Here is an 18,687-nt window from a genome sequence, read left to right on the forward strand (position 1 = left end):
TGGTCATGCATCCAATAACATGTTCTGCATGCTGTCAAGTGCGCCCGCGGCCCATGCCCGCAAGCGGCCCGACGAGCGGCGGGCCGAGATCGTTGCGGCCGCCGCGGCCATCGCCCTGGACGACGGACTCGAGGGCATCACCCTGCGTGCCGTCGCCGACCGGCTCGGCGTGCGACCGGGCCTGATCAGCCATTACTTCCCGGTCGCTGAGGATCTGGTGATCGCCGCGTTCGTGCACGCGGTCGCCGAGGAGCGCGAGACGCTGGTGCCCGAGGGCGGAAGCCCCATGGAGCGCATCGCCCGCATGGTCTCGCGCGTCGAGAGCGACGACGCGCGGGCCGTCTCACGGCTGTGGCTGAATGCGCGGCACCTCAGCCGGTTCCGCCCCGCGCTCGACGAGGCGCTCGAGGAGCAGGAGTCGCTCGACCGCACCCGGCTCACGACTCTCGTCGACGATGGCATCGCCGCAGGCGTGTTCTCGCCCGACGACGCATTCGCCGCGTGCGTGCGCATCTTCGTCGCGATCGACGGATTCGGCGCCTACGCGAACAACACCGGCGCTTTCACCGCCGACGCCTATTGGCGGTTCGTCACCGACGCGACCGAGTGGGCGCTCGGCCTCGAGCCGGGGGCTCTCCGCGCCGAGATCGCCGCGCTCTAGCCGCGCCGACGCATCCGTCAAGCCCGACGCTTCGTGGAGCCGCGCGGGTGGAAGCGCGCCGAGGTGAGGATCGGACCCGTGCTGGGGCGGCCGTCCATGCGTGCCTGCAGCAGGTCGAGCAGGGCGGCCGACGTCGCCTGCGTGCTCAGCTCGAACGCGGTGATCGCCGGCCGGCTGTGCCGCGCGTGCTCGGAGTCCGATGCGACGGCGATCATGACGTCGGCGGGAACACGCAGCCCGGCCGCGGTGAGGCCGGCGAGCAGGCCCGCCGCGTGCCGCCCGGTGAAGCAGAAGACAGCGTCGGGCAGTCGGCCCGCCTTGGCGGCGAGCAGGCGTTCGGCGGCGAGCCGGCCCCCCGCTTCGCCGTCGCGCTCGTCGGCCTCATCGACGTACGGGGCGATGCCGCGTTCAGCGCACCATTCGCGGTAGGTGAGCTCTGCATCGATGTTCCACGCGTTGCGCCCGGCGCCTCGGACGAGCGCAACCGAGCCGGCTCCCCGATGCGCGAAATGATCGAGTGCACGGCGGGTCGCGGCCGCGCCGTCCTCTGAGGCCCAGTCGGTGAAGTCGGGGCGATCGGGGTCGCGGCCGACCGTGACGTACGGGATGCCCCGGCGCTCGAGCAGGCGCACGACGGGGTCGTCGACGTGCGGAAGGTCGACGATGTAGCCGTCGAGTCCGAGCGCGAGCGGGGGAGTGGGGCGCTTGGTGAGATCGGGCACGAGCATCACGCTGAGTCCGCGCGCCATCGCCTGTGAGGTGGTTGCGCCGATGAAGCGTGTGAACACGTCGACGCCCTCCGGAGCGTAGTCGCCGAGCAGGTCGAGGGAGCGGATCACGAGGCCGATCGCGCCGACCGAGGAGCTGCGCAGGCCGCGGGCGAGGGAGTCGGCCTGATACTCCATCTCGTCGGCGACCGCACGCACCCTGGCCCGGGTCGCGACGCTCAAGGTGCCGGTGCCGTTCAACGCCATCGAGACGGCCGCGATCGAGACGCCGGCGCGGCGCGCGACATCGCGGATCGTCACCCCGCCGCTGCGTGCCACGGGTCTCCTCGTCGTCGTCGGACCTCGCCCGAGCTGAACAATTTTCGCCTTCTCGATTGTATTAAACGTTTTATGAGTTTAGCGTGATCCGCGCCACGTCGAAGTGCCTCGGCGTGAAGTGATCAACGGAGACCGAGAACACGCGATGAAGCTGCACCATCTGACCACGCAGACGACCGACCCGGCTGAGCGAGGCCGCGCCATCGGGCGCCTCTACGGTGGCCACATCCGGCAGTCGAGCGAGCGCTACCTCGAGCACTTCGGCATCCTCGGTGTTCCGGCCGATCAGGTGCGCGCGATCGTCGAGCGCAGCCGCGAGTCCCTGCTCGCCTGGTACCCGTCGCTGGTCGTCGAATCGGATGCCACGGCCGCCGCCGCCGGCATCCAACCGTGGCAGGCCTTCGCCGTCGGCGCCCGCACCGAGGTGCTCGCGGTCGCTCCATCGGCAGGCGAGGGTGAGTGCTCGACCGCGGTCCGGATCCCCGGCGACGGCACCGCGCCCGAGACGATCCAGACCTGGGACTGGCACGGTGACCTCGCTACCGACGGCCTGTTGCACCACTTCTCAGTCGGCTCGGGCCGGGAGGTGAAGCTGTTCACCGAGTTCGGCACGGCCGCGAAGATCGGCGTGAACGACGCGGGACTCGGCCTGCACTTCAATATCCTGTCGCACGGCTCCGACAGCGAGGCGGGCGGAGTTCCCGTTCACGCCGTCGCCCGTCGCATCCTCGAGGAGGCCACGACGCTCGCCGATGCGCGCGAGATCGCGGCATCGGCGCGAGTCAGCGCCTCGACCGTGTTCACGGTCGCCGCCTTCCGCGACGGCGTCGCCGAGGCAGCGAGCATCGAGGTCGCGCCCGCCGGCATCGGCATCGTCCACCCGAACGACGACGGCTGGGTCGTGCACACCAACCACTTCCTCGACCCGGTGCTCGCCGAGGGCGACACCATGCGCGAAGACTCGACGACGCGGGAGCGCTACGCCCACACCGTCGCCGTGAGCCCGGCGATGACCGCCCTCGCACCCCGCGCGCGCGCCGCCGCCTTCTGCGGCGGCGACGCCGCGGCGCCGATCTGCATGCGCCCCGACCGGACCAAGCCCACGCACGAGCAGTGGGGCACCCTGCTCACGATCGCCCTCGACCTGTCCGGCTTCGCCCTCGACGTGCATGCCGGCACACCCGACGAGGTCGCCGTGAGCGGATTGGAGCGTTTCTGATGGGCACCGAGCTGTACCTGAACGCCCGCATCTTCACCGCCGACGACCGGCGCTGGGCCGAGTCCCTCGTCGTCTCCGGCGGCCGCATCGCCTACGTCGGCGACGTCGACACCGCCCAGCGCATCGCGGGCGCCGATGCCGAGCGCATCGACCTCGACGCTGCCACCGTGCTGCCGGGCTTCGTCGACGGCCACGCCCACGTCGTCGGCACCGGCGAAGCTGCCGGCCAGGTCGACCTGTGGGGCGCCGCCGACCTCGCCGAGATCCAGCGCCGCATCACCGAATGGGCCGCCGCGAACCCCGAGGCTCCGCGCATCCGCGCGCAGGGCTGGAACCACGGCATGCTGCCCGGCGGCGTCCCCGACCGCGGCATGCTCGACGCGGTCGTCGCGGACCGGCCGGTCTACGCGCAGGCGTACGACTTCCACTCGATCTGGCTCAACACCGCCGCGCTCGGCGAGGTCGGCATCGAGGACGACACCGTTTCGCCGCCCGGCGGCGTGATCCACCGCGACGCCGCCGGCCACGCGACCGGCTACGTCGACGAGACCGCGATGCACCGGCTCGTCTGGCCGGTCATCGAATCCATGGTCACCGACGCCGATCGCGATCGCGACCTCGAGACGGCGCTGCGCGGCTACCGCGAGACGGGCGTCACCGCGACCACCGACATGGCCCTCGACGAGGGCGACCTCGCGGCGATGGTCCGGGCCGAGGCCGCCGGCACCGTGACCACGCGCATCGCCGCGCACTGGCGCGTGCAGCCCACGGGCGACGAAGGGCAGAACCTCGCCCAGGTCGCCCGCGCGGCCGAACTCGCCATGCGCCACCACTCCGAGTGGCTGCGCATCACCGGCATCAAGGTGCTCATCGACGGCACGGTCGACGGCTGCACGGCCGCGGTCGGCGTCCCCTACTCCGACGGCAGCAGCGCCGATCCGATCTGGAGCCTCGACGAGCTCGCGCCCGTCGTGATCGCCGCCGACGCGGCCGGCCTCCAGGTCGCGATGCACGCCATCGGCGACGAGGCGATCCGGATCGCCATCTCGGCCGTCGAGCAGGCGATCGTCGCGAACGGCCCCCGCGAGCGCCGCCACCGCATCGAGCACCTCGAGGTCGTCGGTCCCGACGAGATCGCCCGCCTCGCCGCCATCGGCATCACGGCGAGCATGCAACCGGTGCACGCCGACCCGTCGATCCAGGCGAACTGGCGTGCGATGCTCGGGGACGCGCGCGTCGAGCGCGGCTACCCCTGGCCCGAGATGGCCGACGCCGGCGCCCCGCTCGTGTTCGGCACCGACTCACCCACCTCGCCGCAGCCGCCGCTGCCGAACATGTTCGTCGCGGCGACCCGCCGCTCGGCGCTCGAGCCGCGCCTGCCCGCGAACCTCCCGCATTACGCCCTGCCGCTCGCCGAGGCGATCGAGCACGGCACCCGGGATGCCGCGTGGGCCTGTCGTGCCGAGCACGACTACGGCCGCCTGGCCTCCGGCCTCCACGCCGACTTCATCGTGCTCGACCGCGACGTGTTCGCGGCCGACGTCGACGAGCTGCTCGAGACGCAGGTACTCCGCACCGTCGTCGGCGGCCGCACGGTGCACGCCGCCGCGGGCATTCCGGCCGAGGCATCCGGTGCGGCCCGAACCTGAACGACGTCGGGCAGCCCGGCCCGACCCTCACTCACGAAAGGCAGGTGAACGCATGAGCGAGACCACGGTGGTCGCCGCGCAGGCCGTCGCCCGCAAGCGCGGCAGCGGCCGGCAGACGGTTCGCTTCGTTCTCGGCCGCATCGGCGGCCTGTTGGCGACCCTCTTCGTCGCGAGCCTCGTCGTGTTCGGCGCCCTCTACGCCGCCCCGGGCAACCCGCTGAGCTTCCTCACGCAGGGGCGCTCGATGACGCCCGAGGCGATCGCCGTCCTCGAGGCGCAGTACCACCTCGACGACCCCGTGTGGCTGCAGTACCTGCGCTGGCTCGGCGGCGCCCTGACCGGCGATTTCGGCACCTCGATCATCTACAACCAGCCGGTCTCGCAGGTGCTCGCCGCCCGTGCACCTGCCTCGGCACTGCTCATCATGATGGCGGCGATCATCGTCCTCCTGGCCGGACTCGCCGTCGGCGCGTACGCCGGGCTCAAGCCCGGCCTGCTCTCGCGCTCGATGATGGCCGGCGCGACCGCCGTGATGGCGGTGCCGACATTCGTCGCCGCGGTCGTGCTCATCCTCGTGTTCGCCGTGCAGCTCGGCTGGTTTCCGGTGTTCGGCGCCGGCACGCCGGGGCTCGACGCGGTGCACCACACGACGCTGCCGGCGATCGCGCTCGCACTCGCTTCGGTGGCGTTCGTCGGCCGGCTGTCGCAGGCCGCGATCCGGCAGGAGCTGTCGGCCGACCACGTGCAGACCGCGATCAGCCGCGGGCTGCCGCGCCGCTTCATCGTGCAGCGCCACGTGATCCGCAACGCCGCGATGCCGGTGCTCACGGTCGCGGGCCTCACGATCGCAGGCCTCATCGCCGCCAGCGTGGTCATCGAGCAGGTGTTCCAGCTCGGCGGCCTCGGGCAGCTGCTCGTCTCGAGCGTGCAGCAGAAGGACTTCCCGGTGGTGCAGGCGATCTGCCTCGTCTACGTCGCCGCGTTCATCGTGCTCAACACCGTCATCGACCTCGCCTACGCGCTGCTCGATCCGCGAATCGGCCTCGGAAGGAGGACCTCATGACCGCCGTCGCCGACAACGTCGAGGTCGAGGCGCGCATCATCGCGCGCACTGCGCGGCGCCTGCGCCATGCCGGCTCGCTCGGGGTGTCCGGGTGGATCGCCCTCGGCGCCTTCGCCGCGGTCGTGCTGATCGCCGCGATCGGCCCACTCCTCGTCACGACCGACCCCAACGCGGTGAGCCTCTCCGAGGCCTTCCAAGGGCCGAGCGCGGTGCACCCGCTCGGCACCGACGCCAGCGGCCGCGACCTGCTCGCCCGCCTCGTGTTCGGCGGCCGCACTGCGCTCATCGGGCCGTTCCTCGTCGTCCTCTGCTCGACCATCCTCGGCACGGCGCTCGCGCTGACCGCCGTGTGGTTCGGCGGCTGGTTCGACCAGATGGTCGTGCGCGTGATCGATGCGATCTTCGCGTTCCCCGGCCTCCTGCTCGCGATCCTCGCGACGGCGCTGTTCGGTGCGGGCCTGCCGGCCGCGATCGCGGCGCTCTCGATCGCCTACCTGCCCTACATCGCTCGCATCGTGCGGAGCGCCGCGCTCCGCGAACGGAACCTGCCCTACGTCGCGGCGCTGCGCGTGCAGGGCGTCCACGGCGCGTGGATCTCGCTGCGGCACATCTTGCCGAACATCGCCGGACTCATCGTCGCGAACGCGACCCTCGCGTTCGGCTTCGCCCTGATGGACCTCGCCGGCCTCTCCTTTATCGGCCTCGGCGTCCAGCCGCCGACCGCCGACTGGGGCGCCATGGTCGGCACCGGCATGGGCGGCATCCTGCAGGGCCACCCGGCCGAGGCGCTGTACGCCTCCGCACTCATCGTCATCACCGTCGCCGCCGTAAACGTCATCGGCGACCGCCTCAACGAACGATCGGAGGTCCGCGCATGACCGCGCTCCTCAATGTCAACGGCCTCACCGTCAAACTCCCCGTCATGGGGGAGCTTCGCACCGTGCTGCGCGACGTCGACCTCGAACTCGAGGCCGGCAAGACCCTCGGCCTCGTCGGCGAGTCGGGTTCGGGCAAGTCGATGACCGTTCGCACCATCGCCCGGCTGCTGCCTGATGGCGCCGACGTAAAGGGCCACGTGCGCTTCGACGGCGCCGAGGTCTTCGACCTCCGCGGCGAGGCCCTTCGCAGGTACCGGGCCGGCGACGTCTCCATGGTGTTCCAGGACGCGCGGGCGCACACCAACCCGGTGCGCCGCATGGGCGATTTTCTCACCGAGGCACTGTGCACCAACGACCGGATGCCTCGCCGCGCCGCCGAGGCCAAGGCGATCCAGCTCCTGGCCGACGTCGGCATCAGCGACCCCGAGCGGCGCCTCCGCCAATACCCGCACGAGCTCTCGGGCGGCCTGCTGCAGCGCGTCATGATCGCGGCCTCCGTCGCGGTGCGCCCCCGGCTGATCCTCGCCGACGAGCCCACCACCGCACTCGACGTGACGACGCAGGCCGAGGTCATGTCGATCCTCGCCCGCATGCAGGCCGAGTACGGCATGGCCGTGCTCTTCATCACGCACGACCTCGAACTCGCAGGCGCCGTCTGCGACGACACGATCGTGCTCTACGCCGGCCAGGTCGTCGAGCGCCAGCGCTCGACGCAGCTGCACCGCGACCCGCTGCACCCGTACACTGCGGCGCTCGTGCAGGCCCGCCCCGAGATCGGCCACCGGGCACGTCGCCTGCCGGCGATCCCGGGCCACCCGACCACCGCCTACGAGGCGCCCGGCGGCTGCGCCTTCGCCCCGCGCTGCCGCTTCGCGCAGGACGCATGCCGCCGCGCGGTGCCGTCACTGCTGCAGATCGGCGAGCAGGGTTCGACCCGCTGCATCCGGATGCCCGACCTGCACGGACGGCTGCTCGCGACGACGGGTGCCGGCGACGAGGCATCCGATCACCAGCGGGCGGATGCCGCGGAGGAGGCGACCCGATGAGCGCACCGCTGCTCGCCGTCGAGAACCTGACCAAGCGCTTCGGATCCGGGCGCACCGAGACGACCGCCGTCGCCGACGTGAGCTTCGAGCTCGCATCCGGCGGCTCGCTCGGCATCGTCGGCGAGTCGGGCTCGGGCAAGACCACCACCGCGCGCATGATCATCGGCCTCGAGAAGCCGAGCGGGGGTCGAATCCTCTTCCGAGGCGAAGACCGCACGCAACCGGCTCGTACCGCGAAGGCCCTCCGCGAGCGCGGCCGGAACGTCCAGATCGTGTTCCAGGACCCGTACACCTCGCTCGACCGGCGCCAGCGCATCGGCGACTGCCTCGCCGAGGTGCTCGGCGTGCACTTCAAGCTCAGCCGCGACGAGACGAAGCGACGCGTGCGCGGGCTCGGCGAGCTCGTCGGCCTCGACGAGCGCCAGCTGAACTCCCTGCCGAAGGCGCTCTCGGGCGGTCAGCGGCAGCGCGTCGCGATCGCCCGGGCCCTCGCGGCCGAGCCCGAGATCCTCATCCTCGACGAAGCGGTCTCCGCCCTGGACGTCTCCATCCAGGCGCAGATCCTGAACCTCCTCTCCGACATCCGCGACGAGCGTGGCGTGAGCTACCTGTTCATCAGCCACGATCTCGCGGTGATCCGCCAGGTGTGCGACGACACGATCGTCATGCGCCACGGAGCCGTCGTCGAACAGGGCGCCACCGCCGCCGTGCTCGATGACCCGCACCACGCCTACACCCGCCTGCTGCGCGACAGCGTTCCGCGCGACGGCTGGGATCCGGCATCCCTCGCACGATCCTGAACACCCTGTCCGCGATCACCACATCCTGAACCAGGAGCATCCGATGCACACCACCACGAGGCGCATCCGCGCTGCCGTCGCTGTCGCCGGCATCGCCGCCGTCGTCGCCCTGACCGCCTGCAGCGCGGGCGAATCCACCGACACCCCGTCGCAGGGAGCCGACGCGCTCACCACGCTCACGCCAACCGCGAAGGGCGAGGTCGACACGATCACGTGGAACGTCTTCCAGGGCGAGCCGCAGACCATCGACCCGTACCGTTCGGCCGACTACACGCCGAACATGATCAACTCGAACCTCTGCGAGAACCTGCTCGTGCAGACCCCCGAGTTCGAGATCGAGCCGAACCTCGCGAAGTCGTTCTCGAACCCCGACCCCCTCACCTGGGTCTACGAGCTGCGCGACGACGTCACCTTCTGGGACGGCACGCCGATGACGGCCGACGACGTGGTCTACAGCCTGAACCGCCACCTCACGGATCCGACGAGCTTCTCGCACTATCTCTACCTCAACGTCGCCTCGATCGCGAAGACGGGGGAGCACCAGGTCACGATCCGTCTGAACGCGCCCGACTACCTGCTCAACAGGAGCTGGCGAACTTCGCGGGCGTCGTCGTGCAGCAGGAGTTCGCCGAGGAGGCCGGCGAGGGCTTCGGCAGCCCCGAGACAGGCGTCATGTGCACCGGACCGTTCCGTTTCGAGAAGTGGACCCAGGGGCAGTCGATCACCGTCGCGCGCTACGACGACTACTGGAACCAGGAGCTGCAGCCCAAGGCCAAGCAGATCGAGTTCACCTTCCTCACCGACGACGCGGCGATCACCTCGGGCCTGCAGTCGGGCCAGATCGACGGCACCTTCGGCGTTCCGGTCTCGGGCGTCGCCCAGCTGAACGCCTCGGGCGTGGGCAACTACTACGTCGGCCCGGCCCCGCTCGAGACGACGCTGGTCGTGGCGAACCCTGACGGCCCGATGGGGAACGCGGACGCGCGCAAAGCGCTGCACCTCGCGATCGACTGGAAGGGCATCGGCGAGCAGGTCTACGGCGGCCTCGGCACCCCCTCGGCGCTGCAGACCCCGCCGGCCGCCTACGGCTTCGCGACCGAGCAGCTGACCGCGTACGCCGATACCGTCGCGACCGACGGCACTCCGCAGATCGAAGCGGCGAAGAAGCTCGTCGACGCCCTGCCCGCGGACGTGAAGTCCGACGCGATCAGCCTCGTCGTGCCGCAACAGAGCGAGACGCAGCAGCTCGGCGTCGCGATCAAGGACGCGGCCGACAGGATCGGCCTGAACTTCGAGCTCGAGGTCGTGCCGGCCACCGGCTACTCCAACTACCTCTACGACCCTGCAACGCGCGGCGACACCGATCTGCTCTACACGCAGTTCTGGGCGGGCGTGCCGAACCCGCTCGACTGGATCTCGGCGACCGCGGTGACCGCCGGCATCTTCAACCAGTCGGGCTACGACGGCATCGATGAGCTGTACTACGAGGCCGTCGCCACCGAGGACGAGGCCGAGCGCGCCGAACTCGTCGTGCAGATGGAGCAGCAGCTGTACGAGGAGATGGGGCCGATGTTCCCGGGCGTCCGCCTCGACAACGACGTCTTCATGAACAAGCGGATCACCGGAGCACCCGCCTCTTTCTCCTATGTCTGGTATCCGTGGGCGGCTCACCTCGGCAGCGCCGAGTAGCGTCGCGCGGTTCGACGAACGGCGGGTCCCGGATTCCGGGGGCCCGCCGTTCGGCGCTTTTGCCTCAGGCCAGGGCCTGCTCGAACGCAGACTTGGCCTCCGGTCAAGGAATTCGGCCGCGCCACCGAACTCCTGCTCATAACGAAGCAGGAGCGGCTCACCTCCAATCCGGACGTCAACCGGTTCCTCGAGAACACCCGCTGGAGCATGAAGGGCAACTTCCTCGACGTGCCCACCGATTGCCCGACCCGTGAGCGACTCGGCTGGACGGGCGACGCCCAGGTCTTCTTCGACACCGCCGCCTACCTTATGGGCGTCGCGAGCTTCTTTCGCAAGTGGCTCCGCGACGTCCAGGACGCGCAGGCGAATTCCGGCAAGGTGGCGGCCGTCGTCCCATACAACGGCATCGCAATGATGTACGACGCGACAGGGGGATCAGTCGGCTGGGGCGACGCGCTCGTGTTGGTTCAATACCGCTTCTGGAAGCGATACGGGGACACCGACCTCATCCGCGAGTTCTACCCGATGATGCGGGCCTACGCGACGTTCATGCTCGCGCGATCCGGGCACAAGGACAAGCAGGCGGCGGCCGCCAACCCCTACAACCGGTACGTCTATGAGAAGGGCTTCCACCTCGGGGAATGGCTCGAGCCTGAGGAGTTCCGCGACAAGGTCTCCGGGAGGGCGGCGCCGCCGCGCACTGAGGAGCCAACCGCGTACCTCCACTACACACTCGCGCATCTCGCGGAGACACGGGGAGGCATCACTCCCCGGTGCACCTCGCGAGCGGGGACCGAACGCGGCTCGCGACTGGCGTCGCCAAACCAGCTCTGACTAGTTGCGCCCGACAGGCCTTTGACGGGCTTCTCCATGGTCGACGTTTGCGGACGGCTCGTTGGGTGGGCTGCAATTGCGGATTGGAGTGGGCGCATCAGGGCCTTCTCACGGGTTGACGTGTGCGCCATAAACACTTAACGTCTTAAGTGTGATCGATATCCCACATCTCCTGCACCGGATCGTCCACCAGATGGATCGCGCGGCGGATCGGACAGTCCGCCACGAGCTCGGCGTTTCGCACCGCCGCGCTATCGCGCTTCTCGTCATCGAGCGCGACGGGCCGATGAGCCAGCGCGCGCTCGCGGATGCCCTCGGCCACACGGAGCCCGCCGTGAGCGCCATGATGCGTGAGCTGGTAGAGCGCGGCGCCGTCACGCTCGAGGCCGTCGACGGTCGTGAGCGACGCGTGGTGATCACGGAGGAGGGGCGCCGCATCGTCGCGGCGGTCCGGGCGATGACAGGGCCGATGTTCGACGCGGCGATGGCCTCGGCCGGCGTCGACAGCGAGGTGCTCGGCGACCAGTTGCAGCGCCTCGCCGCCGGACTGGGGGTCGGCCGATGAGCACCACGATCCAACACGCGTTCGCCCCCTTCACCGCGATGCTGCGCCGCCCAGCCGAGCGGCGGCGGAACGCTCGCGCCCTCGTCGCGTCGACCACGGAAGGAGTCGACCGGCGGGAATGGGTCCGGCTCGGCGGCGTCGACCAGTGGATCACGATTCGCAGCGCGAGCCAGGGGAATCCGGTGCTGCTCGTCATCCCCGGCGGACCGGCCTCGCCGTACATCCCGTTCAATCCGCAGCTGCAGGCGTGGGAGCGGATCTTCACGGTGGTGCAGTGGGACCAGCGTGGCGTCGGCCGGACGTTCGTCCGGAACGGCGCGGATGCCGAGCTCACGCTCGCGAGGCTTGCCGCCGACGGTGTGGAGCTCGCGCGCTGGCTGACACGGGAGCTCGGAACCGAGCGCATCGTGCTGATGGGCAGCTCGGTCGGCACGGTCATCACCGCGCAGATGGCCATGGAGGCCCCCGAGCTCTTCAGCCAGCTCGTCGGCGCGAACCAGGTCGGCGTGGGGAGCCGGGCGGCTTCGTGGCGGGAGACGCGCGCCGAGCTCGAGCGTCGCGGAAAGCGGAAGCGCGTCGCGGCACTCGATGCCATCGGCCCCGACCCGCTGGGCTGGACCCCCGCGCAGGCGGAGGAGGTCAGCAAGCATGCCATCGCGGCCTCGCCGCAGGTGCCCGACATGGTCTACGACCTGATGCTGCCGGCGCTGATGTTCACGCCGGACTACTCGATGAGCGACATCCGTGCCATTGGGAAGAGCATGGAGATCGCGCGCGACGAGCTCTACGCGGAGCTTTGCGATCCGGATGTCGCGGGCCGGTACGAGATTCCGGTCCTCATGGTGCACGGCGAGGGCGATCTCGTGAACCCGGTGAGCGCCGTCCGCGCCCTGCTCCCGCGCGTCGACTCGCCGCGCACCGAGCTCGTCACGGTGCCGGACGTCGGGCACCTGGTCGAGTTCGCGGCGGTGGAACGGTTCGCCGGCATCCTCGAGGAGAAGGTGTTGCAGCGAACGCCTCGATGAGCCGCCGCTATGAGTGTGCGCTTCGGGCGGGTGGCGAGATCGTGCGCTCGAAGACGAGCCGGCGCACGGCGTCGTGATCGTGCCCGGCCACGTCGAACCGCATGAGGTGTCCCGCCATCCACACGGCGCTCGCGATCGCGGCGCTCGCGATGGCCTCCTGCTCGTCGCCCGTCGCCTCGAGCAGCAGTGCGTGGAGGTAGCCGACGCGTGCACGGTCGACGCGGCGGATGCGCTCGGCCACGCTCGGGTCGCGCCGGGCCCACTCGCGGATCGCGAGCTCGAGGCCGATGATGCCGTCGCGTTCCTGCACACTCCGCGACAGCGACTGGAGCCGCTCGTACGCGTCGCCGTTGCCGGCCTCGACCTCATCGATGACCGCGTTCGCGGCCTCGCGCTCCCACGCGTCCAGCATCTCGGTCAAGAGCTCCTCTCGGCCGGTGAAGTAGCCGTAGAACCCGCCCTTGGTCACGCCGAGGCGCTTCGCCAGCGCTTCGATGCGTACGGCGTCGGGCCCGCCCTCCTCGAGGGCCGTGAGGCCGGCGCGAATCCAGGTCGAACGGGGTGTGCGCGCACGAGCCATCTCGTCTCCTCCTGATCTATACGACAGCGTACAGACTTGCTACAGTGTGGATTGTACGCACCCGTATAGATCGCATCCGTAGAGACCGAGGGGGAGAAATGACGCGGTTGCCGATATCCGCCCACCTGGAGCGACCATGGCGCATCCATGAGTTCGCGCCCGAGTTCGACGTCGAAGACGTCTGGTCGTTCCGCACGCCCGGCGCCGGCGCTGACGACTTCGACGCCATGGTCGACGCGATGCGCGACGCGGGAGGTCCCGGCTCGTCGTCGCGGCTCACTCGGGCGCTTTTCGCGTTGCGGTGGCGCCTCGGCGCGCTCTTCGGCTGGGACGACGGAGGCGGCGGGCTGGGTGCTCGCGTCACAGCCGTGCGCGACCGACTCCCCGAAGGGCTTCGCCAGACGGTCGCGGGGGAGCCGTACGACAGCGTCTTCATTCCGGCGTACCGCGTGCGAGACGAACTCGCGAGCGAACTGGCGAACCGCACAGTGCACACGATCATGCACCTCGGCTGGGTGCCCGGCGCGAACGGATACGAACTTCGGATGGCCGTGCTCGTGCGCCCCAACGGACTCTTCGGCCGCATGTACCTAGCGGCGATCCTGCCCTTCCGCTACCTCATCGTCTATCCGTCGCTGACCCGGCAGTGGGAGGGGGCGTGGCGGGCACGGAAGACCGCGGACGGCGGGCGGGTCGCGCGGCTCCGCAGTGCCGAGTTGTCCGCCCCGATCCGATTGCTCGGCGATCCCGACGCCGACGCGGTCGATGCTGTGGCCATCAGGACGGCGGTGCGTGTCGACCCGGTCGAATGGGCCTCCGCCCTGCTCGACGGCCTGGGCGATCGCGGCCAGTTCATCTGGCGCCGGGTGCTCGGTCTGCGTCTCTCCGATCTCGGCGAAACCGACACCGTGGCGGGCTGGCCGATCGTCGCCCGCGACGTCGACTGGGTGCGACTGGAGGCCTCGTCGAAGGATCTCACCGGCCAGCTCGTCATCAGCGTCGATGGGGACACGGTGACGCTGGCGACCTTCGTCCGATACCGGCGGATGCGCGGGCGGATCGTCTGGCAGCTCATCCTGCCGATGCACCGGGTCGTGACCGCACGTCTCTTGCGCGACGCACCCGCGGGCGTCAGTACGACGCCTCGCTCTCGCGGATGAGGGACCGAATCGGGCGGTTCGTTGGTGCGTGATCAGATCAGGTCGAACTTCCCGGTTTCGGTTCTCTTCGTGACGGTGCCGGCCGCGAAGAGCCGAGCGCTCATCGCGATGTAGACCCCCGGCGCAGATGTCTGGGCGGCTCCGATCGCGTAGCCGAGGTTGAAGTGCGCATCGGTGCGACTCATCGCTGCGGGCTGCAGGGCACCGGTGATCACGATGGTCTTGTCGGGCGGCGCGTGTTCGCTCAGGTAGTCGGCGGTGTCGGTCATGGTGTCCGTGCCGTGGGTAATGACGATGCGGTCGGCGGCGATCTCGGCGATTCGCGCGAGTAGCCGGGAACGATCGTCGTCGGTCAAGTCGAGGCTGTCTTTGGCGATGACGGCTTCGATCGGGATGGTTTGATCCGTGGCGATGCCGTCAAGTACGCGTATCGCGGCAGGGGGCCCGATCTCGAGTTCTCCGGCGAGGGTGTAGGTTTTGTCGATGGTGCCGCCGGTAGCCAGGATCACGAGCTCGCTCTGGTCGGTCATGTGTGGGCGTCCTTGATTGTCGTGCAGCCGGCGGGGTCACCAGCCGTTGTGGCGGTGCCACGTGCCCGTGGGCGGGTGTTGGCCGGTGAGCTGGTAGTGCTCGTGTTGGGATGCGGTGGCGCAGGCGTGGTTCGGGATGATCCGCAGTCGGGTCCCGATGGCCAGGTCGGGAAGGTCGCGGTTGCTTCCGGGTCTGATGGCGAGTTGTCCGTGTTCTTGGCTGGCGGCGACCATGATCAGATCTGCGATGACGTGACCGTCGAGGGTCGCGACGAGGCCGTAGCCCTGGTCTACGGGTTGCTGGGCGGTGCCGCGGTCGCGCGAGGTGGCCATCCAACCTCCGTCGGTGATGATCCACCGGTGGGCGGGTTGGTGCCCGATGACCGTGACCACGACGGACAGTGCGATGTCTTCGATTCGGCAGACACCGATGCCGGCCATGACGAGGTCGAAGAAGACGAAGTTGCCGGCGCGGACTTCGGTGACGCCGGCGAGGGTCGTCGCGGCGTGTGCGGTGGGTGTGGAGCCGACGCTGACCACCGGGCACTCCACTCCTGCGGTGCGTAGCCGGTCGGCCGCGTCGACGAGGGTGGCGCGTTCGTTCTCGGCAGCGTCCTGCTGTGCCGGCCCGGTCGCGGCGAAGTAGGACTCGCCTGCGTGATCGAGCACGCCGCGCATCAGTCCGGCGGCATCGAGGATTCGCGCGATCTCGAGCAGGGTGGGATCGTCGGGGCGGATGCCGCCGCGATGCCCGTCGCAGTCGATCTCGATCAGCGCGGGGAGGCGGACGTGGTGTTCGGCGCAGTAGGCGACGACGGCCTCGGCCTGCGCTGGGCTGTCCAGGAGCAGGGTGAGGTCGACCCCTCTGCGGAACAACTGGGCGGCGCGTTGCAGCTTGTGCGGGTCGATGCCGACGGCGTAGAGGATGTCGGTGTACCCGGCGTCGGCGAAGTACTCCGCTTCGGCGAGCGTCGACACCGTGATGGGGCCGCTACCTGTGGGGTACACGCGGGCGGCGACGTCGACGGACTTCGCGGTCTTCACATGCAACCGCAACGGAATGCCCAGCGCGTCCAGGCGTGTTCGCAGTCGGTCGATGTTCGCGTCGACCCGGTCGACGTCAACGGCGAGGAACGGCGTGTCAGGAATGGTCAGGTCGCTCATGTCGCTTCCCGCGCGGTGTGGGCAGCCAGGATGTGCTCGGCCAGCGTGAGGTCCTGCAAGGCGAATCCCGAGCTGTCGAAGATCGTGACCTGATCGCGGATGACGCGGCCGGGGGCGTCGCCTCGGAGCACGTCTCGTAGGGGGGTGATCGGCATGTGCTGCGGTGCGTGCTGGAACTCACCCAGGGTGCGGGTCTGTTCGATGACGTCGCAGAACAGTGCGGCTCGGGCGTGCAGGGCCGTAGGAAGTTCTTGCTTTCCCGGCCCGTCGGCACCCATGGCGGAGACGTGGGTGCCGGGTCGCACCCATTCCGCGTTGAACAACGGTTCCCGGGAGGTGGTGACCGTGACCAGCACGTCGGCGGCCTCGACCGCGGCCTGGATGGAAGTGGGAGTCACAGGGACTGAGAGGTGCGCGGACAGCCGATCAGCCAGCTGCGCTGCCTTGGCCTCGCTTCGGCCACTGATCAGCACTCTGGCGATGGGTCGGACTCGGGCGACGGCTGCGGCTTCGTAGAACGCTTGGGTTCCGGTACCGACGACGGTGAGGGTGGATGCATCGTCTCGGGCGAGTGCCTGGACAGCGAGCGCGTCGGCGGCCGCGGTGCGCATCGCATTCGCCGCGGCGGCTTCGATTACGGCGCTGAGTCGACCGGTTTCCGGGTCGAGCAGCAGTGTGGTGGATCCGTGTCGTGGCAGGCCGAGCTCGCTGTTTCCATGCCAGTAGGTGCCCACCTTCACCCCGGTGGCGGTGCCGGTGCTGCCCGACTTCACGGTGAACCGTTGCCCCTCGGTGAGGGTGTGCCCGATCACGACCGGAAACACCGCCCCATCGGATGTGAACGCCGATCGAGCGGCTGCGAGAGCGAGTTCCTCGTCGACCAGCTCGCTGGTGACCGCTTCACTCAGATACCGCATCGAGCGTCTCCCTGATCTTTCTGAGGTCGTTGTACAAACCTGCGCGGGACACGTCCAGGCGGGCGGCCACCACGGCAGCTGCGCCGCGCATCTCGAACACGGCGGCGTTGGCGAGGTCTCGGATCGCGGCGACACGCGTCCCTCGGTCGAACGCGCGCGCCGGCACACCAGCATCCCGTTCGTGTTGTTCGATGATTCTGTCCGTCCTCTCCACCAGCCCAGCGGTGAACTCGGTAACCGGTGCGCTCTCATCGGTGGAGGTGCCGGGTAGCCCGATCAGGTCGTTGACCGCGTCGGAGATCCGGCCGAGGGCGGTGACGTCGACGTTGATGCAGAGTGCGCCGATCAGTCTTCCCGCGTCGTCCCGCAGCGGGATGGTCGTGCTCTTCAACACCGTGCCGCCGGGGGTGCGGGTGAGGTAGTTCAGGTCCGTTGTTGCGGCGTCACCGGCAACAAGGACGCGCCGACCGATGTCGCTCATCCCATCCCCGACCTGCCGGCCGGTCACATCTCCCGCGACAGCGATCACCGAACGTTCCGGGGTTCGATAGTCGTGCAGCACGACCTCGCAAGACCGGCCGAACGTTGCCGCCATCCCAGGGATGAGGCCGCGGACGGTGTCCAGCACCCGGTCAGCAGAATCCGTCATGCCCGCACCCCCTCGACCAGGTCGAGCACAAGCGGAGCGGCCTTCAGCCCCGACCCGCTCAGCATCACCACCGTCGTCTCCGCCGGTGTGATGCTCCCTGACCGTAGCAGCGTCGAATAGGCTGCGGCCGCGCTGGCGCTTGTCGGTTCCACGAACAATCCTCGCGAGCAGAGGGCATCCAGGGCGCGGACGATGTCCTCTTCAGGGATCGCAACCGTCGCCCCGCCGGTCTCACGCAGCGCGGTGATCATCTGCGTCAGCCGCAACGGGTGAGCGATCGCCGTACCTTCCGCGATCGTCGGACGCACCGGTCGTGCCACTGGGACGTCGACGCCGGCGGTGAAACTCGCATCCACGGGCGAACAGTTCAGCGGCTGCGCCGCGAACAGGCGCGGCATCCGCGCGATCTGCCCTGCGTTCAGCAACTCCCGGAACCCGAGGTAGCAACCCAGCAGGCTGCTGCCGGCCCCCACCGAGACGATCACGTTGTCGGGTGCGCGGAATCCGAGATTCTCCCAGAGCTCGTAGGCCTGCGTCTTCGTCCCCTGCAGGAAGAAGGCCTGCCAATTGTGGCTCGCATAGAACGCGTCACCGGTCGCCTGCCGGATCGCCGCGTTCTGCGACTCCTCACGCGGACCTTCGACCAACTCCACGTCGGCCCCGTAGGCGCGGACCTGCGCGATCTTCGCCGGCGACGTACTGGCCGGCGCGAAGATCTTGACCCGCATTCCGCCCGCGGCTCCATAGCCGGCGACCGACGACCCGCCGTTGCCCGAGCTGTCCTCCAGCACACTCGAGATACCTCGGTCCCGCAGATATGAGAGCATCACGCTCGAACCGCGATCCTTGAAACTCCCGGTCGGGCTGAACCACTCCGCCTTGAACAGCGGACGCGATCCGTCCACCCACTCGTGCTCGACCAGTGGCGTGAATCCCTCGCCCATCGTGATGGGCGCCGCGATATCGACCGGGAACGCCGCCCGGTACCGCCAGAGCGACCGCTCCGCGCCGTCGACGTCGTCGCGCCCGATTCCCGGCCCCGGATCAATCCACAGCGGACGGCCCGCCGCCGAACGCCACCGCGGTACGTCCAACGGATACGTGCTGCCGTCCACCTGATCTCGATAAGCGCTCACCTGGGTAAGTGTAGACGATGTGTCTACTAATGTACATTTCGACCACGACGCCGCAGTAGCGCGCGGGAACCGCCAT

The 18,687-nt window shown here is 69.5% G+C and carries 21 protein-coding genes and 1 pseudogene; 13 read left to right on the forward strand and 9 right to left on the reverse strand.

Annotation, left to right across the window (positions count from 1 at the left end; all coding sequences use genetic code 11):
* Positions 1 to 28: 28 nt before the first annotated feature.
* On the forward strand, positions 29 to 661 hold the full coding sequence (locus tag LQ757_RS06915; protein ID WP_231046495.1) for a TetR family transcriptional regulator: 633 nt from the start codon (positions 29 to 31) through the stop codon (positions 659 to 661).
* Between the two features lie 17 nt (positions 662 to 678).
* On the opposite strand, the gene LQ757_RS06920 is transcribed toward LQ757_RS06915, so the two are convergent.
* On the reverse strand, positions 679 to 1,707 hold the full coding sequence (locus tag LQ757_RS06920; RefSeq protein WP_231046496.1) for a LacI family DNA-binding transcriptional regulator: 1,029 nt from the start codon (positions 1,705 to 1,707) through the stop codon (positions 679 to 681).
* Positions 1,708 to 1,852: 145 nt separating this feature from the next.
* Here LQ757_RS06920 and LQ757_RS06925 point away from each other — a divergent pair, with 145 nt between their 5' ends.
* Genes LQ757_RS06925 through LQ757_RS06950 form a run of 6 tightly spaced genes read left to right on the forward strand, consistent with a single transcriptional unit; the run spans position 1,853 to position 8,362 of the window.
* The gene (locus LQ757_RS06925; RefSeq protein WP_231046497.1) at positions 1,853 to 2,926 is read left to right on the forward strand and encodes a C45 family autoproteolytic acyltransferase/hydrolase; all 1,074 of its coding nucleotides are present in this window, start codon (positions 1,853 to 1,855) and stop codon (positions 2,924 to 2,926) included.
* Positions 2,926 to 4,575 (forward strand): amidohydrolase, encoded by a 1,650-nt coding sequence (locus tag LQ757_RS06930; protein WP_231046498.1) that lies wholly within the window; start codon positions 2,926 to 2,928, stop codon positions 4,573 to 4,575. Before LQ757_RS06925 ends, LQ757_RS06930 begins: the two co-directional genes overlap by 1 nt.
* 52 nt (positions 4,576 to 4,627) lie before the next feature.
* Entirely contained in the window at positions 4,628 to 5,638 is a 1,011-nt protein-coding gene (locus LQ757_RS06935; RefSeq protein WP_231046499.1) for an ABC transporter permease, read from the forward strand.
* Positions 5,635 to 6,516, forward strand: coding sequence for an ABC transporter permease (locus LQ757_RS06940; RefSeq protein ID WP_231046500.1), 882 nt, complete (start codon positions 5,635 to 5,637; stop codon positions 6,514 to 6,516). Before LQ757_RS06935 ends, LQ757_RS06940 begins: the two co-directional genes overlap by 4 nt.
* Complete coding sequence (locus LQ757_RS06945; RefSeq protein ID WP_231046501.1) at positions 6,513 to 7,562, forward strand: ABC transporter ATP-binding protein; 1,050 nt, start codon at positions 6,513 to 6,515, stop codon at positions 7,560 to 7,562. The genes LQ757_RS06940 and LQ757_RS06945 overlap by 4 nt, the downstream gene beginning before the upstream one ends.
* A complete protein-coding gene (locus LQ757_RS06950) occupies positions 7,559 to 8,362 on the forward strand; it encodes an ABC transporter ATP-binding protein (protein ID WP_231046502.1) in 804 nt (267 codons plus the stop codon). Before LQ757_RS06945 ends, LQ757_RS06950 begins: the two co-directional genes overlap by 4 nt.
* A gap of 15 nt (positions 8,363 to 8,377) precedes the next feature.
* Here the strand turns inward: LQ757_RS06950 and LQ757_RS06955 are convergent, their stop codons facing one another.
* Positions 8,378 to 8,575 carry a hypothetical protein gene (locus LQ757_RS06955; protein ID WP_231047356.1) on the reverse strand — a complete coding sequence of 66 codons (198 nt, stop codon included), beginning with the start codon at positions 8,573 to 8,575 and terminating at the stop codon, positions 8,378 to 8,380.
* Between the two features lie 67 nt (positions 8,576 to 8,642).
* Here LQ757_RS06955 and LQ757_RS19525 point away from each other — a divergent pair.
* From LQ757_RS19525 to LQ757_RS06965, 3 genes and pseudogenes are all read left to right on the forward strand, one after another.
* Positions 8,643 to 8,924, forward strand: a pseudogene (locus LQ757_RS19525) (ABC transporter substrate-binding protein); the annotation flags it as partial.
* A 26-nt stretch (positions 8,925 to 8,950) separates the two neighbouring features.
* The gene (locus LQ757_RS06960; protein WP_255681216.1) at positions 8,951 to 10,051 is read left to right on the forward strand and encodes an ABC transporter substrate-binding protein; all 1,101 of its coding nucleotides are present in this window, start codon (positions 8,951 to 8,953) and stop codon (positions 10,049 to 10,051) included.
* A 138-nt stretch (positions 10,052 to 10,189) separates the two neighbouring features.
* Positions 10,190 to 10,885: an alpha-L-rhamnosidase-related protein gene (locus LQ757_RS06965; RefSeq protein WP_308195616.1), complete on the forward strand. Its 696-nt coding sequence runs from the start codon at positions 10,190 to 10,192 to the stop codon at positions 10,883 to 10,885.
* A gap of 145 nt (positions 10,886 to 11,030) precedes the next feature.
* Here LQ757_RS06965 and LQ757_RS06970 read toward each other — a convergent pair whose 3' ends face one another.
* Positions 11,031 to 11,207: a hypothetical protein gene (locus LQ757_RS06970; RefSeq protein ID WP_231047357.1), complete on the reverse strand. Its 177-nt coding sequence runs from the start codon at positions 11,205 to 11,207 to the stop codon at positions 11,031 to 11,033.
* On the opposite strand from LQ757_RS06970, the gene LQ757_RS06975 reads away from it, so the two are divergent.
* Both LQ757_RS06975 and LQ757_RS06980 read left to right on the forward strand, forming a co-directional pair.
* Positions 11,172 to 11,450, forward strand: a complete 279-nt coding sequence (locus LQ757_RS06975; RefSeq protein WP_231047315.1) for a winged helix-turn-helix transcriptional regulator — start codon at positions 11,172 to 11,174, stop codon at positions 11,448 to 11,450. The genes LQ757_RS06970 and LQ757_RS06975 overlap by 36 nt on opposite strands.
* Positions 11,447 to 12,475, forward strand: a complete 1,029-nt coding sequence (locus LQ757_RS06980) for an alpha/beta fold hydrolase (protein WP_231046504.1) — start codon at positions 11,447 to 11,449, stop codon at positions 12,473 to 12,475. Before LQ757_RS06975 ends, LQ757_RS06980 begins: the two co-directional genes overlap by 4 nt.
* A 7-nt stretch (positions 12,476 to 12,482) precedes the next feature.
* Here the strand turns inward: LQ757_RS06980 and LQ757_RS06985 are convergent, their stop codons facing one another.
* The gene (locus LQ757_RS06985) at positions 12,483 to 13,055 is read right to left on the reverse strand and encodes a TetR/AcrR family transcriptional regulator (protein ID WP_231046505.1); all 573 of its coding nucleotides are present in this window, start codon (positions 13,053 to 13,055) and stop codon (positions 12,483 to 12,485) included.
* A 98-nt stretch (positions 13,056 to 13,153) separates the two neighbouring features.
* On the opposite strand from LQ757_RS06985, the gene LQ757_RS06990 reads away from it, so the two are divergent.
* The gene (locus LQ757_RS06990; RefSeq protein ID WP_231046506.1) at positions 13,154 to 14,215 is read left to right on the forward strand and encodes a DUF2867 domain-containing protein; all 1,062 of its coding nucleotides are present in this window, start codon (positions 13,154 to 13,156) and stop codon (positions 14,213 to 14,215) included.
* A gap of 32 nt (positions 14,216 to 14,247) precedes the next feature.
* On the opposite strand, the gene LQ757_RS06995 is transcribed toward LQ757_RS06990, so the two are convergent.
* The 5 genes from LQ757_RS06995 to LQ757_RS07015 form a co-directional block, all read right to left on the reverse strand.
* A complete protein-coding gene (locus LQ757_RS06995) occupies positions 14,248 to 14,745 on the reverse strand; it encodes an asparaginase domain-containing protein (RefSeq protein WP_231046507.1) in 498 nt (165 codons plus the stop codon).
* Positions 14,746 to 14,781: 36 nt separating this feature from the next.
* Complete coding sequence (locus tag LQ757_RS07000) at positions 14,782 to 15,909, reverse strand: alanine racemase (RefSeq protein ID WP_231046508.1); 1,128 nt, start codon at positions 15,907 to 15,909, stop codon at positions 14,782 to 14,784.
* Positions 15,906 to 16,733, reverse strand: a complete 828-nt coding sequence (locus LQ757_RS07005) for an ornithine cyclodeaminase family protein (protein WP_231046509.1) — start codon at positions 16,731 to 16,733, stop codon at positions 15,906 to 15,908. The genes LQ757_RS07000 and LQ757_RS07005 overlap by 4 nt, the downstream gene beginning before the upstream one ends.
* A gap of 76 nt (positions 16,734 to 16,809) precedes the next feature.
* Positions 16,810 to 17,475, reverse strand: coding sequence for a helix-turn-helix transcriptional regulator (locus tag LQ757_RS07010; RefSeq protein ID WP_231046510.1), 666 nt, complete (start codon positions 17,473 to 17,475; stop codon positions 16,810 to 16,812).
* On the reverse strand, positions 17,472 to 18,611 hold the full coding sequence (locus LQ757_RS07015; RefSeq protein ID WP_231046511.1) for a threonine synthase: 1,140 nt from the start codon (positions 18,609 to 18,611) through the stop codon (positions 17,472 to 17,474). The genes LQ757_RS07010 and LQ757_RS07015 overlap by 4 nt, the downstream gene beginning before the upstream one ends.
* Positions 18,612 to 18,687: the final 76 nt, after the last annotated feature.

The sequence above is a fragment of the Agromyces cavernae genome (assembly GCF_021044935.1).
Lineage (GTDB): Bacteria > Actinomycetota > Actinomycetes > Actinomycetales > Microbacteriaceae > Agromyces > Agromyces cavernae.